Annotated in this window: 12 protein-coding genes; 3 read left to right on the forward strand and 9 right to left on the reverse strand. The window is 53.3% G+C overall.

All coding sequences use genetic code 11. The features are described from left to right. Positions 1-14 precede the first annotated feature (14 nt). From C8D82_RS13570 to C8D82_RS13590, 5 genes are all read right to left on the reverse strand, one after another. Positions 15-740, reverse strand: coding sequence for a type II secretion system protein (locus C8D82_RS13570; RefSeq protein ID WP_116884831.1), 726 nt, complete (start codon positions 738-740; stop codon positions 15-17). Next, positions 737-3862, reverse strand: coding sequence for a GDSL-type esterase/lipase family protein (locus tag C8D82_RS13575; protein ID WP_116884832.1), 3126 nt, complete (start codon positions 3860-3862; stop codon positions 737-739). The genes C8D82_RS13570 and C8D82_RS13575 overlap by 4 nt, the downstream gene beginning before the upstream one ends. A gap of 20 nt (positions 3863-3882) precedes the next feature. Then, positions 3883-4863, reverse strand: coding sequence for a GntR family transcriptional regulator (locus tag C8D82_RS13580; RefSeq protein WP_116884833.1), 981 nt, complete (start codon positions 4861-4863; stop codon positions 3883-3885). A 252-nt stretch (positions 4864-5115) separates the two neighbouring features. Then, entirely contained in the window at positions 5116-5388 is a 273-nt protein-coding gene (locus tag C8D82_RS13585; protein ID WP_116884834.1) for a hypothetical protein, read from the reverse strand. A gap of 44 nt (positions 5389-5432) precedes the next feature. Continuing rightward, positions 5433-5912 (reverse strand): hypothetical protein, encoded by a 480-nt coding sequence (locus tag C8D82_RS13590; protein ID WP_116884835.1) that lies wholly within the window; start codon positions 5910-5912, stop codon positions 5433-5435. An 80-nt stretch (positions 5913-5992) separates the two neighbouring features. On the opposite strand from C8D82_RS13590, the gene C8D82_RS22465 reads away from it, so the two are divergent. From C8D82_RS22465 to C8D82_RS13605, 3 genes are read left to right on the forward strand one after another with little or no spacing between them, the layout of a single operon-like run. After that, positions 5993-9157 (forward strand): hypothetical protein, encoded by a 3165-nt coding sequence (locus C8D82_RS22465; protein WP_116884836.1) that lies wholly within the window; start codon positions 5993-5995, stop codon positions 9155-9157. A 4-nt stretch (positions 9158-9161) separates the two neighbouring features. Then, positions 9162-10955 (forward strand): glycoside hydrolase family 36 protein, encoded by a 1794-nt coding sequence (locus C8D82_RS13600; protein WP_116884837.1) that lies wholly within the window; start codon positions 9162-9164, stop codon positions 10953-10955. Positions 10956-10964: 9 nt separating this feature from the next. Then, positions 10965-11849: a metallophosphoesterase family protein gene (locus C8D82_RS13605; protein ID WP_116884838.1), complete on the forward strand. Its 885-nt coding sequence runs from the start codon at positions 10965-10967 to the stop codon at positions 11847-11849. On the opposite strand, the gene C8D82_RS13610 is transcribed toward C8D82_RS13605, so the two are convergent. The 4 genes from C8D82_RS13610 to C8D82_RS13625 all read right to left on the reverse strand — a co-directional run bounded on the left by C8D82_RS13610 (position 11816) and on the right by C8D82_RS13625 (position 14747). Beyond that, positions 11816-12454, reverse strand: a complete 639-nt coding sequence (locus tag C8D82_RS13610) for a site-specific integrase (RefSeq protein WP_133245205.1) — start codon at positions 12452-12454, stop codon at positions 11816-11818. The two genes, C8D82_RS13605 and C8D82_RS13610, sit on opposite strands and share 34 nt — an antisense overlap. After that, positions 12444-12587: a hypothetical protein gene (locus C8D82_RS21265; protein WP_165833078.1), complete on the reverse strand. Its 144-nt coding sequence runs from the start codon at positions 12585-12587 to the stop codon at positions 12444-12446. The genes C8D82_RS13610 and C8D82_RS21265 overlap by 11 nt, the downstream gene beginning before the upstream one ends. 313 nt (positions 12588-12900) lie before the next feature. Next, positions 12901-13404 carry a hypothetical protein gene (locus C8D82_RS20750; RefSeq protein ID WP_133245206.1) on the reverse strand — a complete coding sequence of 168 codons (504 nt, stop codon included), beginning with the start codon at positions 13402-13404 and terminating at the stop codon, positions 12901-12903. A 77-nt stretch (positions 13405-13481) separates the two neighbouring features. Beyond that, positions 13482-14747: a glycoside hydrolase family 1 protein gene (locus C8D82_RS13625; RefSeq protein ID WP_116884841.1), complete on the reverse strand. Its 1266-nt coding sequence runs from the start codon at positions 14745-14747 to the stop codon at positions 13482-13484. Between the last annotated feature and the right edge of the window lie 16 nt (positions 14748-14763).

Below are 14763 nucleotides of genomic sequence, written 5' to 3' on the forward strand. Positions count from 1 at the left end.
GAGAACTCCAGACTTCACGGAATTGCGACTTTTGTACCGCCGATAAAAGCGACAGAAACATCGTCAGCCGTCAATTCCCGCAGATTCATGGAATCGACATGACCGTCCGCATAAGCAAGATTTGCCGTTTCATTATGGACAAGGCCGAGGCCGCCGCCGATATCAACACGCGGTTCAAAACAATAGATACCTCGGGATTCATCCCCTTTTTTCTGCGTATCAGCAAAAACCGGTATTTTTGTCGGGGCTTTCATACGTCCGGTTACCATGCCGAAAAAAGAGGGAGAATTTCTAAGAAAAAAATCACCATACGTTTCTTTCTTCATTGCGTACCAGTTGCAGGTGGAACTATTCGGCTGGTAAGCCTGGTCCGGATGATTGATACCCAAAGAGGCATTGAAATTATTCGAGTCGTTATTGGTGGATTGCGGAGTTGTTTTCGGACAATAAACCATTTTCACATCCAGATTAAGTACCTTGGTAATCCATCTGCCATCCCAAACATAATAAATGCCCTCATAATCGCCGGCATACAGAATCTGCGCTTTCATCAACTGATTCAACTTGCCGGAGCAGGAGGTTTTCTTCGCAGTTTCCCGCGCCTTGTTCAGCGCCGGGAGCAACATGCCTGCCAAAACAGCAATGATAGCTATAACCACAAGCAACTCTATTAGCGTAAATTTTTTGCCGTTTTCCTGCCTGCCGATAGCTGCAACACTGAATCTGGAATGAAGTTTCATTTGTCTTTCCTTTCCGTTGATTGGAGAATGAATTTCTTTACAACCGGGTCCTCAATAAAACTCCGGGCCATAACTTCGATACCACGAGTGTTAGGGTGGACACCACCTCCATATTCTTTTTTCATATTGCCGTTACCGTCATTCATAACCTCATACCAATCATGCAGTAAAATTTGCTCCTGCCTGCAATATTGCCGCAGCAGTTGATTCAACTTCACGGCTCGTTCCGGCTGCGGACGCGGCAGAATCGTGCAAACGATTACGTTGATTCGTGCCGAACGGAGACGTCTGATGATATATTTCAGGTCAGTCATTGCCTGAGTCGCAGAAGAATTGTTGGTCCCCAGTAAAAGCAACACCAAGTCAGGCCGAAGCGCAATTACATCGCTTTCAAGACGTTTTCTGGCGTTGATCGTGTCGTCACACGCCATTCCGCCGTTGCCGATCTCAAGCCCGGCCAATTTCCCTACTGTATCCTGCCATCTGCAGTGATGCGTAATTGAATCTCCAAAAGCCAGAATCCCGCCTTGATGTCCACCGCCGGCAATCTCCAGTTTTTCCACCGATACGGGAGCATCGAACGCCACGAAGCCGGAACGAAACAGCGTCGGCAGCGGTGCGCCTCCTCTCCAAATTTCTTTCCCGTTCACCTTGACGACAACCGAGGTGAATTCAGAGAGGACTTCCAGACTGTTCACCGCTGCGGTTTCCAGCTGGCGCCGGAAGACAACCTGTTCCGGCTTCCATACCGTCCCCTCCCGCCTCCGGACGGAAACGGTAAACAAACCTGTTGCCCCATCCAGTAGAAAGTAATAGCCGTTATCCGGTATGCCCACATGTTCCACCAGCCGCAGCCCCGCCTTGCCCTCCGGCTTCACAAAGCGGAAAGCAGTTTGAATTTTCACTTTTTTCAAAGCAGAGTACTGAGCCGCATAAAGCGCCTCAAAGTCGCCGCCGGAGTTCTGAAGGCCCGCACCGACATGCCGCCAAGCTCCTTCCTTGCTCAGTTTCCCCTGCAAACTGGCCCGGACCGGCCAGACCGTTTTTCCGGCGATCTGCGGTGTATACGGTTTCCCGTTCACGGTATTTCCCTGAAAAGTCAGCTTTTCGGCATTGATAATTTTAAATGCTTCTTTTTGCGGATTTACAATCCGGTTGTTGATAAACTCAATTCCGGAGGAACTCGCAATCGTAAATGCAGGCTGATGGCAATTGACCAATTCATTGTTCTCGAAAGTTACATGACGAACGTGACGGCCTGTGGCGATTTCGTTATCTGGATTCAGAACATAAAACTCAGTCCGGAGACCACCGGAATTGCGGATTTTGCAGTTTCGCATCAAAACGTTGATCGGCGGCGGCCCTTCACGCCAGGTCGTAAAAGCACCGATTTTTGAGGCAAAGGACTCGATATTGGCAATTGTTACATTTTCCACCAGTGCGTTATCACACTGAATTACCGGACCGCAATTACGATTGTCGGCAAACACGCAGTCGGCAATGACTTCCCAGGCGCCGGCCCGAAACGGATTGAATGCGACATCCGGCATTTCCCGCCTGGACTTTCCGAAGTAAATTTCTCTTAACTCATCTTCCGCCGGCGGTTCGCTGTTCAGAGAATCAAAAGACTTGATTCGACTTGGAATCTGTTCTTTGACCATGGTTGCGCTTACGTTGTATTTACCCCAGTTCCGCCGTACTGTCGTTTCCGTCGCGGTGAGGCCGGCCCGGATTTCTCCCGTGGCGGAATCATAGACATAAGTGATATCGCCGGCAAGGGCTTCTCCGCCGTGTGTAAGCAGTTGATGATCCTGTACGGCGGCGACATACCAGCCCCGGTTATAAGTGTTGATCGGGTCGTCGCCCATTGCACGGAATTCGCAGTCGATTACAGTTGGTCCGATTCCGCTGTACAAACCGGAATTAGCGGCATGGATACCATCGCCGTTGGTAGTAAAGCTCAGGCCCGGCAACGGAACAATTCGTACTTTTGAATAGGTGCTGGCGTGTGAAGCATGGTTGACCAGCGCCAGATCCCAGGAATTGTGAATCGTAATCCGGTCCAACATACAGAAACGGCTGCAGGAAAATACCACCACCGAACCGCCTCGACGTCCCGGACAGGCAATACGCATGCCCGATCGCACTTTATGAAACGGGCCGCGCCGAACTGCCATTCGGATTTTTCCTGAAGGCAACGTCACCAGACTGTCAGGTACGGGCCAAAGATCTCCCGTAACCAGTGAGCCGTCTCTCCTGAAGCACAACTTGGGGCCGCCGTACCCGGCAACCTGCGGCGCATCTGCCGGCAGGGAGGGAACGATATGCCTTCCGGTTATCGTCTGTGCTTCCGGGTCTACCGATTCCACCTCCATTTCCATGAAAGGAACGGTGCGGTTCAACAGAACCAGATTTCGCAGTTGAATATTTTCCGATTTAAAAACGCGAACCCCATTTTTCTCATTCACACCAAAAATCAAAGTGGTATCGGGCGTTTCACCTTCAACAGTAATATTTTTCTGATTGTGGAAAGCAAGATGGCTCTCCTCATTATCAACCCGGTGAACCTTATTGAGAAGATAACGTCCTTTGGGCAGGAATAGTTTCACCGGAACGCCATTCATTCCGGCGATCTTTGCAAGTGCTGTCTGAAAAGCATCGGAATCATCGGTAACACCATCGCCTTGGGCACCGAAATCACGGATGGAAAGAACTATCTCCTTCTGTTCACAGAACAGCCGGGCGAGTTTCTCTTCATCCGATAGATAAGTACAGAGATTCTTAAGATGTAAAATAGCACGTTCCGCAAAGAAAATATCATCCTTGTCTGCTGATTTGAAAGCGGATTCGATATAAGCGGCAAGTCGCTCTGCCATTTCCAGACGCCGGGAAATCCGTTTCCGTTGAATCGGAGTGAACGCCTCGCCGAACCGGGTTTGAAACCCGGCAATCCATTCTCTCTGTGCGGCAAGCTCTACCGGCAACTTCCGATGCAGCTCTGCAGCACGCGCCTCCGAGAAACCCTCCGGATCAAAACAACGAGCGGATTGCGCACTGACGGCTATCAGACTGCAACAACAGAAAAAAGCAGTCAGTAAGAACCTTTTCTTCATCAAAATCATTCCTTATCATTCCTTTCCGGTTATTTTCCCATGATGTCATGGACAAAATCATCTGCGACTTGATTCAAGTCGATATCCCAGTAATCCACAGGAAGAGAACAGAAGTATTCCAGGCCCAAGTTACGATGCAGAAGCAGTCGCAAATCTTCCGGAACACGGATTCCGAGTTCCAACACTGCTTGAATCGCACCTTGCACAGCGGAATCCGGCATCACGATCAATAAATCCGGCCGCGTCGAGCGAGTCAATAATTCCCTTGTGAAGTCATAAACCGCCGCACCGCAATTTTGCGTAAAGCCACCGCAGAGGGGGAATTGCCGTATATATTTCGGCATCAATTTGATTCCGATGCGCCGAAAGCGCTCTGGAAAATGTTCATAAATGTCTTCCGGTGCTATCAGAGCAACCCGCCTGGCTTCAAATTGTTTCACCAACCCGGCAACATGTTCCAAATGATAATCGATAGTGGGATAAAAGTACCGAATCGGAAAGTTACCGAAAAACTCACGCCAACTGATAACCGCAACAGCTTGAATTCTTCCGGCGGCAACTGCATCGGCCAAGTCCTGCGGCGGACTCTTCTGCTCGGAAAAGTCCCGATAATCATTGAACACAATGCAGGAAGCACCTTTGGCAGTCAATTTCTGTTCAACCAGCGAAGCAAACATGTAAGTGTACATAATGTTGCCATTCTGCCGCATGGAATGATCGATATAAATACCAATCCGGGTAAAGTCACCACGTTTGGGGGCAACAAATGTCCCATGCCCCTGCGAACGGGTCAGATACCCTTGAAGAACCAGTTCGTTAATCGCAAGTTTCACGGAATAGGGATTCGTATTCCAATATGCTGCCATTTCTCGCAACGATGGAAAGCAATCTCCGGTCGAAAACTGATTCGATTCAAGCTTTTCGCGCAGATAACTCGCCAACTCGACATGAAACCCTACATTCCGCGGAGGAATAAAATCGCAAAATTCTTTGGCCGCTATCTTTTTCATGAATATCTCCTGTACTTCTGTACCTGCGAAATTAATTATACAACATTTTACAAAAAAAAGCAATACCAATATTGAAAAATATTCAATTTTATTGAAACAGTTATAACTTTAATCGGAAATACTGCCTGGAAAAAATATCTTGAATGCTAACAAGCCGATCAAATCGTTTTTTGTTCCAGAAGCAGAATATCAGGCATGAAGCTAAGGCCAGTAAACAGTTCTTCCAACAAGCCAGGTTTCATTCTTTGCAAGCTATTCCACCGGCATAATCCTACACGCGAGCAGTTCGCCGCGGATGCAGTATACGCGCTCCGTTTCCATGCTTTCGAATAACGCTTCCATCGACTCGTCGGAGGCGAGCTGTACCATTCCAATCTCACAGATAAATTGGAGTGACAGAAAATCCTTTGATGCTTCGATATGCGTAACCATCGCCCAGGAGAGCAGATAGTTCCTGTTCTCCGTAGTGAGTTTAAAGCGCGGAAGCAGCGCTTCCCCCATACTTACGGTAAACCATTTTTTCATAATTTTTATGCCCCTTTTGATTGATTATTGGTGTTGAACTTTTATTACAGATCGAGCCCGCCTCGGTCTCGCGGATGCTCTCGCTCCCATTGTTCACGTCGGCGGTCGATTTCCTGTTGCTTTTCCATGATTACTTTCTGGAGTTTCCGGAACTCTCCGACGGTCATGCCGTCGAGATTTCTGCCTGCGGAGCTCGGGGGAAGCCCGCTTTCAATGTTTCGCCGGACAGCATTCTTCATCATCCAGCTGGCCGGATCGTGGAAGGTGATCCGGTCGATGAGTTCCGAGGCTTCGCGGCTGCTGATGTTCTCCGGAATCTTTTCAAGCCGTCCTTCTTCGTGAAGCTCCCGAAGCGTGCGCATCTGCCAATCCGCCATCGGGTTGCGGCGGCGCTCTTCGGCCAGCTTCTGCTGCCGTTCCTGCTCCCGGAGTTGTTCGAGCAGTTTTTCAGCGTCTTCCCGGTCCGGCTCCGCAGGCCACTCTTTCAGAAGTCCAGCCGTTGCAAACGACTTCAACTCATCCATCTGCCGGTCCGTGGCCGGGCTATCAGTGTTATCTGCATTCCCTTGCGGGGACGAAACTGCGCGGGGAATTCGCGCGTGCCGTGTATATCCGTGACGGGCGTTCGCCTGTCGTCCGGCCCGGTGCGGGAACCTATGCGGTCGGAGTGTTCGGATTTGAAGGCAGCTGGCACACGCTTCTTTGCACCAATACAACCGGGACATCGCTGTATGCGGACGCCGCCAACGATTTCCGTCCTTATGCGGACAGCGCGGACGGCTGGAACGTGTCGTTCGACATTCCGGGCATGACGCCCGCCGAAAGCAGCGTGGAGAGCGGTTCATGGACTCACTCCGTCCGGAAGTTTCAGTTCAAGGCTCTTGACGGCAGCCGGAAACATGATGTTACCGCATACTGGAGCGCGCCGGCGCCCGGAGTCCTTTATGATTTTCCCTCCGAAACCGTCGCCGTCTCCGACAACACGCTTCAATATCCTTGCGCTCCGGCCGGGATCATCGCGGAGTGTGACGGAAAGATCGGAATTTTTCCTGCGGAACACTTTGATCCGTCCCGGCTCAGCGCGAACTGGCTCGTCCTCTGCTGGGAGAATCCGGCAGCCAAGATGCCGGTTCTGCTGGTATTTGAAAAACGGCCGCACTCACTGCGCGTCACAGATGGAAGTCTGCGCATCGGGCGGAAAGGCGGCGTCGGCAAGTTCGCCGCGGCAACTCTGTACGGCGCGGCTCCGCAGGACCCCGCATGGGGCAGCTGGTCAACCGTTCCGGGAGAGGTGAAGGGACAGATCGCCGCAGTTGTTCCTCTGCTGACTTATTTTCCGCTTGAAATGGAGGAGTTTTACGAAAATGACCGGAAAGGGCGGATCACGGTCTGGAACCGTGTGATTTCCGCCGTGAAACTGGCTCCGCAGGCAAGTGAATATGTCCCTTTCCCCCCGCTTTTTTGCCAGGCTTTATCGGGAAAGAGTTCGATTGCCGGATGTGACCCGCTGGAGAAAAGCCCGCTGATGACCAAATTCGGCCCTTTCCGTTTCCGAAAGGGGAAACTGCTGAGTTACCGGCTGGAAGCTCCCGATCTGCTGGATCGCATCCCGCTGCGGCCCGACGGCGAGGAGGAGCTGATCGCCGAGTACAACCGCGTCATCAGCGAACGCTCCATCTCCGACGAGTGGCGGGAAAACCATCTCTCCGACCAGGCGCTCGGCCTGATGCACGGCTGGCTGCTGATGGATGAACGCAGCCGGAAAACGCTGAATGTCTTTCAGACTCCGGGACAGCTCGACCGCATTGCAGAAGGTGAAGCCTTTTACGGCCGGGCCCGCGCCGACGCCAGCTGGCTGATTCCGACATTTCATGTCGAACCGGCGACCGGGAAAAGCGCATGGCTCGCCGGCTGGCGCGGTTTCCGTCACGGTTCCCCCATGAAAGGAGACATGACGGCATTCAACATGCAGCTGCTGCAGTTTCCGCTGGCGCAGGGCAAGTGGTTCGGCCGGTGGGACCTGGTGGAACGGCACTGGAACCGGCTGCGGGAGTATTACTCCGCCGTTCCGTTCTGCCAGACCTGGCGCGCTCCCGGCATGAACTGTACGAATACAGGCATCATCCTCTCCAGCGATATGTACGGGGACGGGTTCCGGTGTTACTCCATCATGTACCGTCTGGCGCAGGCGATGAAAGATGAGGAACTGGAGGACAATGCGCTCTATCTTGCCGCCAAGCAGACCGCTTCGACAACCGCGCTTCTCAATCCCAATATTCCGGTTGTCGCGCGGCATCTGCACAATACCGGCGGGAAAGAGGTGCCGGACGGCGACGGCGGCTGGCATTTCGGAGTGGACAACCGGGGAATTTTCACGCTGGACTGGGAACCGGAAAATCCCAATGCGTGGAATGCGCCCTGGCAGCTGGCCGGATGCGTCAGCTATGACCACCCGTTCTTCGGCATGCTGACGCGTTTCCTGCCGGAAAGCACGCTGGCGATCCTGAACGAGCAGAAGCGGCGCGTGCCCGGCTTCTTCCTGCCGGATTATCTGGTGTCGCCCGCTTACGGCGCCCGCATCTGCAATGCGCACAATTCTTTGAAGCTCATGGCGTTTCTGCACGCTCCGAAAGCGGAAGTGCGCGAATTGTACCGTACCTTCGCCGTGGATTATCTCGCCGATGAAGGCCCGTCTTCCGTTCCTGCCGAAGCATGGAAAAAATATCACGGCGGCAGTCACTTCTGGGATTGGCCGCTGCGGGTGAACTCACTCCCGCACATCATCGCGCAGAATGATCCGGTCTGGATCGGGGATTTCGGCAGAATGCGGCTCTATCAGGGCTCCTACGACCGGGGAACGCGCACGGCACGAATTGAGCTCGGAGCGGAAACCGATGACACGCTGGTGATCGTTTCACAGGCGAAACCGGATGCCGTTTCGGTCAATCAGACTCCGGCGAAGTTTACCGCCGGCGCATGGGGATGCGACTATTCCATTCCGATTCCTAAAGGCGCGGCGGTCGTCCGCGTCGAACTGCCGGAACTGCCGGAACCGTCTCCTTTCAGTGGAACGATTCAGCCGACAATTGCGCTGTCTTCCGCACCGGCTCCGGCCGGAAAGCCCGCCGTTCAGATACCGGCACGGCAGTTCAAAGTCGGCAGGTGCGTGCAGGTCGACCTGACGAAAGTGGTCAACCAGCCGCTGAACGACTCTCTGCCGGATGCGCGGCAGGATCGCTGGAAATTCCCGGCGGCTGGAAAGCCGGTTCAAATCTGCGGAGTTCCTTTCACCTTCAATGCCAAAGGGCTTGTCATGCTTCGCGGGCATGAGAGACCGCAGAAGCCGCAATCGGTCCGGATTCCGGTTCCCGGAGACGGTTCGTTCCGCCGCATCTTCTTCCTGCACGGAAGCTGTTACAGCCGGAACGGTCGGGTGCTGACTTACCGTCTGCATTTCACGGACGGGCAGACGCGGGATATTGAGGTTTTCAATCGCGCACAGATCGGCGAGTGGAAAGCCAAGCCGGGAAGCGATTCTCTGGAATATCTTCCGGCGGCGCCGGCAAGCGGACTGTTTAAAGCCGCGGCTCCGGGACAGTGGGGCGAAGGGGTGGGCGGATATGTATTCGCCTGGGAGAACAATGTCCGGGCCAGAGGCATGACGGCGCAGGGCGTTGATCAGCAGGGGGCTGCTCGTCTGGAATCCATCGAAGCGTTTTCCGCGGGTGAAGGTGTTCCGCTCATTTTGGCCGTCACATTGGAGAAATGATCTTATGGACTTTCAGACACCGTGGTTTGATTTCCGGCTCACCGGCCTGGCGGACGGTTGGACGTGCGATTACACATGCCGCCGTGAGACGGAGGACGTCTGCATTGCCGGATTCCAGTTCCGCAACGTTCAGCCCGGCAGGCTTCCCGCCTGCCGTCTGGAGTTCCGGATCCCATGGCGGGACATGCAGATCAAGTGGATGCCCCGCAGAAACATGACCGACTGCCACCATTTTTTCCCCGGCTGGTGGAACGGCGGGAAATTTCCGTATGCCGTCACCCACAATCAGCTGCTTTACGTCTTTGCGAACGAAGCCGGACAAAACCGTCTGGCGTTCGCATGTTCCGAATGCTGCCGGGCGGTGCTGGCGACCTGCGGCGTGTCGGGAGAATATATCGAATGCGAACTCTTTTTCAACACGACCGCTTCCGATCCGGCGTCAGGATTTTCGTTTGAATTGAAATTCGACCGCCGGGAACTGGCTTACGATCGTGTCCTTGCCGATCTGGCGGAGTGGCAGGCCCGGCAGTATGCCCCGGCTCCGATTCCGGAAACGGCTTTTCTTCCGGTCTATTCCACCTGGTATCAGTTCCAGAAGGATGTGTCTCAGGCCGAATTGGAGAAGGAACTGCCGGAAGCGGCTGCCGCCGGATTGAAAAACATCATCATCGACGACGGCTGGCAGTGCGCCGGAAACGGCGGCGGCGATGACATGTCCTCCACGGGGGAATGGCTGCCGGATCAGACAAAATTTCCCGATCTTGCGGCCTTTTCAGAACGCTGCGGAGAGTATGGCGTCGGATGTCTTCTCTGGGTAGGGCTTCCGTTCGTCGGGAAAAAATGCGCCGCCGTTTACGAGAAATTCCGGGGGAAGTACCTGCTCGAAAACGATTCGTTTGCCATTCTCGATCCGCGTTTCCCGGAAGTCCGGCGGCACCTTGTCGGAGTCTGCCGGAGGCTGGTGTCGGATTACGGGCTGGCGGGCCTGAAACTGGATTTCATCGATCAGGTCCACCTGCTGGGCAGGAAAGATCCGATGGGGGAAGATGCCGCCGGACGGGATTTCCGTTCTCTGGAAAAGGCGCTTGACCGGTTGCTTGATGAGATCCATTCGGAATTGTGCAGCCTCCGGAAGGACGTGCTGATCGAGTTCCGGCAGTTTTACAGCGGGCCGTCCATCCGGCAGTATTGCAACATCCTCCGGGCGCAGGATTGCCCCGGCGATGAATTTCAGAACCGCATGCGTACCGTCGATCTGCGGTTGACTGCCGCCCCGGCGGCGGTTCACGCCGATATGATGACGTGGCATCCCGCGGAAAAAGTTCCGGTCATTCTGCGCCAGCTCCTGAATACGCTTTTCTCCGTGCCGCAGATTTCCGTCCGGCTCGCCGACGCGCCGGAGGAAGTCCGGCGGGCGCTGGCCGGTTATCTGAACTTTACGCAGGAATACCGTGAACTTCTGCAGAAAGGCCGTTTAAGCGCTTCGCATCCGGAGCATTGCTATCCTGTGGTGTCAAGCACGCTCGGCGATGAAATGCTGATCGCTGTTTATGCAGACGGACAGGTGATCGAGCCGCCGCGCGGCCTCGGGTGCGTGGTCGTCGTCAATGCAAGCTGGTGGGACGGTGTTTTTCTGCGGGTGCAATCCAGTGTGGCAGTGAAGATTTTCGACATATTCGGATCCCCCCTCCGGGAAGAAACGCTTTCACCGGGAATACGGGAAATCGCCGTCCCTTCGACCGGTTACGCATTGCTCACGCCGGACGGAGCCGACCGGCATTTTATTTCTGAACGCTGAAAGGGGAAAATGATGTCATATATTTCAATTGCCGCCTCGCCGCAGTATTCCACCGTTACACTTCAGGTCGGCTTGAAGGAAAGATTGCGCTGTCTCCATATTTCGGATACCCATCTGCTCTTTTCCGACGGGCGTGACTGCCAAGCAAAATACGATGTGGCGCTTCGGCGCTGGGGAGAATACGTTTACGCCAATGTAGGGCGCAACGTCACTTATTTTCTGGATGCGCTCCTTTACGCGAAACGGAACGGTCTCCTGCTGCTCCACACCGGGGATCTGATCGACTTCTATTCTCCCGCCAATCTTGAGGCGGCGGAACGGCTTCTGGAGCTGGCCGGAGTGGACTGTTTCCTGTGTGCGGGAAATCACGAATACACCAATTATTCCGGCCAGCATCCGGAGAGCCCGGAGGAGCAGGAGGAAGCACGCCGGGAAGTTCCGAAAATTTTTGCCGACAGACTCGATTTTGCTTCCAGAATCATCGGCGGAGTCAACTTTATCGCCATTGACAACAGCTCGGGATTTTTCCCGAAGGAATCATTCGACTTCTTTAATGCGGAAGCCGCCAGGGGGCTGCCGATGATTCTGCTGATTCACATTCCGATCTATACGCCCGGAGTGCTTGCGATGCTTCGGGACGAGGAAAACGTCAGGGATTTCAGCTTGTGCGCCATCCCGGAGAATCTTCCGGGTGCCGGTTGCAGATATGCTCCGACGGATGCCGTGACACTGAAATTTGTCCGGCGGCTGAAAAGCGAACCTTTGCTGAAAGCAGTGCTGGCGGGACACGTCCACGCTCATCGCAACCAGATGGATGAACTTGCTGCGAATCTTCCCCAGCTTGTGGCGGGCGGAGGATATTATGGCTGCGGCACGATTATTGAAATCAGTTGACCTGCCATCATCACAAGCAATCCTGTATGATATGCCAATAGATTATAAAGCAGTGATGAATGCAGATCCTTGATGCTGATCGCCCGGCGGCCTTCCGGCTTTTTCGTCGTTTTGATTCCAAGTCCTTCCAGAAAACGCTTGATTCGGTACGAAACCAGCGAAGCATCGTGCAGATACATTTCGGCATGTACCGGAAATACATATCCTCCTCGTCGCGGAAGAGTTTTCAGATAATTCTCCAAAGCCGACAGAATCGGAATTGCCATATCGACGCCGGTTTTGCGGCGCTTGCGGAAGATCATCCGGGTTGCCCATGAAATTTCATCCCATTTGAAAGTACAGATGTCGCCTTCGGTCAGACCGGTCACGGCGGCAACCAGAAACAGCGGACGGCAGAACTCCGAAAGTTCGTCATCCCGGAAAATGGCCCGCTTGATGAGTGCAAGTTCCGGTTCGGAGAAAATCTCCCGGTCGGTCTGTTTCCACTCTGGAGTAATCACATTTGCCCACGGATTCATGACGAGTCCGGCGTCTTCAGAAAGCTTTGTGAAAATGGTAATCTTCGGATAAGTCACTTTCATAAATGCCAGAAGATCATTCTCCAAACGCAGTTTCTGCCTGACGATATGTTCCGCCGGTATCTGCTTCGACGGTTTCTCCAGTGAAAGCGCAACGGTGTTCTTTGAGACGGAATTTGCCTTCAAAAAAATGCAAACGAATTATATACTTGTTATTCATATAATTCACAATACCTTAACTTGCCTTATTTACAAGCTAAAGTTATCATGGGTCTTGAATAATATTTCAGAGTAATGCCACCTCCTGCAAGAAGTAATTCTTGTGCAAAATTTGTGCAAAATAACCTTGAAATGTTATGGCGAATCCTCTATATTTACAATAAATCACAAGGGATGCTGTTTGAGCTCGCTTTGATGGATCTGTTGCGGGATTGTTCAGGCTCATAACCTGAAGGCCAATGGTTCGATTCCATTCCCCGCTACCATTTTTCAGTTTCAGCCAATCGAAAAGGATTGGCTTTTTTCATTTGTGTTCAGTAGATTACGCCCCAAGTTCCCGCCATCGGGTTGATCGCCGCCTTGTTCTCTTGTTTTTCACCGAATACCATTTTGCAATCAAGTTGGATAAACATCACGATATACAAAAATGGTCGTGATACTGAAGATAGCTCCAGATTCAGATAATAACGAGTTTGGATGAAGCGTTTGAATTGGCCGCTCAGAAACCATCCAGACATATCGCCCGATCCAGGTGAGGTAAAGGAAAAATTGGAAGCCGAAATTGTATGTAATGGAGAAGCGTGGGAAACGCTGTGATTTTTACAGGGGGGTCTGACAATTTTTGACCGTTGTGAAAAAGCGGTGCGGGCCGGGAAATTCCCGTAACCGATTTCTCGGTTCAACCGCTTCCCTGATACCCGGGTATCAGGGAAGCGCGTTTGATCGAATGATACCGACTCCCCGCCGGTCAGTTCGAACGCCTCGCCGCCGCCGTGAAGTTCGTGATATTGCTTGCGCTTTGGACCGTGCGCCTTCAAACACGCTCCATTGCGCCTCAAGTTCCCGTTTGAAGGCCAGCTTCAAAACTGTATGTCACCAATGTAACGTATGATTATTACTGAATTGTCTCCAATGTCGGGAGCTCATGAAGGTATTTTCTCAGTATCTCCTGCGAAAAGCCGTTGTTTTCAATGATTTCGCGGTAAAATGCGGCACTCGGCTTCGGAGTCCGTTCAAAGGTCTTGAAGTCCACATTCACGAGACCGAAGCGGGGCAGGAAGGAACTCCATTCGTAGTTGTCCATCAGCGACCAGTAGAGATAGCCGCGTACATCCATGCCCCGCTTGAGCGCATCATGCACCGCAGAAAGGTAAAGCGCCAGGTAGACGATGCGGAAGCGGTCGTCATTGCAGCTGCAGCCGTTCTCCGTAATGTAAATCGGCTTGTCGCGGAAACGTTCCAGCATGGCGGTCATGCCTTCGGGATACATCTCCTCCAGATAAAAATCCTTGTCGATCATCCGCAGCTTCTTGTGCGGAAAACGGGAAGCGGACAGATCCTTCCGGCGGGAATCGATGAGTTCCCGCGTATAAAGGTTGACCGCCCAATAGTCCGCCGCCCCTTTGAGTTCCGGGCACTCCTCCGCTTCGCCGAACGGCGAAACCAGTTCTCCGGTGGCGATCGCGTGCAGGAAGCAGCCGTTGTACTGAAAATCCCGGTACGCCGCCATGATCCGGTCCAGCTCGTCATAATAGCGGTACGGAAAAGTCTGTGTCGCCATATGCGCCGAACTGACCGGCACATCGCAAAGCGATTTGATCAGGCGGTAGGTTTTGGCATGGGCGACCAGATGGTTGAAGCCCAGCTGCGTGTCGATCCTGGTATGGGTGGATTCATTGATGACCAGATAGAAGTCGGCCAATCCGGCCAAGGTTTTCACGACCTCTTCCGCATAGCGTAGAAAATACGGAAGATTCTCCCGCTTCCAGAAGCCGCCCTTCGCCGCGAACCATTGCGGCACGGTGAAGTGGTTCAGCGTAACGAACGTTTTGATGCCGAGCTGCTTGAACAGTTCGCTCATCTCCTTGTAATGATCGAGCGCCGACCGGTCGAAGCGGCCTTCCTCCGGTTCCACCCGGCTCCATTCGACGGAGTAGCGATAGGCATGATGCCCCAGCGAAGCGACCAGTTGCGCGTCTTCCCGGAAAAGCCGCCAGTTGTCGCAGGCTTTCCCGGAGGGTTCTTCCCTTTTATCCTTCTGTTCCTGATACCAGGCGTCGCTGTGGATATTGTCGCCCTCGACCTGATGGCCGGCGGAGGCGCTGCCCCACAGAAATCCTTTCGGGAAACTGAAATCCGGCAGGCTGAAAACATCGTACATGATAGGCTCCTTTTGC

The sequence above is a fragment of the Victivallis vadensis genome (genome assembly GCF_003096415.1).
Taxonomy (GTDB): Bacteria; Verrucomicrobiota; Lentisphaeria; order Victivallales; family Victivallaceae; genus Victivallis; species Victivallis vadensis.

Coding starts and splice junctions, on each gene's coding strand:
- C8D82_RS13585 (WP_116884834.1), bottom strand. CDS start 5,388: ATGAAAAAATGGTTTACCGTAAGTATGGGGGAAGCGCTGCTTCCGCGC.
- C8D82_RS21265 (WP_165833078.1), bottom strand. CDS start 12,587: ATGAATAACAAGTATATAATTCGTTTGCATTTTTTTGAAGGCAAATTC.
- C8D82_RS13570 (WP_116884831.1), bottom strand. CDS start 740: ATGAAACTTCATTCCAGATTCAGTGTTGCAGCTATCGGCAGGCAGGAA.
- C8D82_RS13590 (WP_116884835.1), bottom strand. CDS start 5,912: ATGGATGAGTTGAAGTCGTTTGCAACGGCTGGACTTCTGAAAGAGTGG.
- C8D82_RS13575 (WP_116884832.1), bottom strand. CDS start 3,862: ATGATTTTGATGAAGAAAAGGTTCTTACTGACTGCTTTTTTCTGTTGT.
- C8D82_RS13625 (WP_116884841.1), bottom strand. CDS start 14,747: ATGTACGATGTTTTCAGCCTGCCGGATTTCAGTTTCCCGAAAGGATTT.
- C8D82_RS13580 (WP_116884833.1), bottom strand. CDS start 4,863: ATGAAAAAGATAGCGGCCAAAGAATTTTGCGATTTTATTCCTCCGCGG.
- C8D82_RS13605 (WP_116884838.1), top strand. CDS start 10,965: ATGATGTCATATATTTCAATTGCCGCCTCGCCGCAGTATTCCACCGTT.
- C8D82_RS13600 (WP_116884837.1), top strand. CDS start 9,162: ATGGACTTTCAGACACCGTGGTTTGATTTCCGGCTCACCGGCCTGGCG.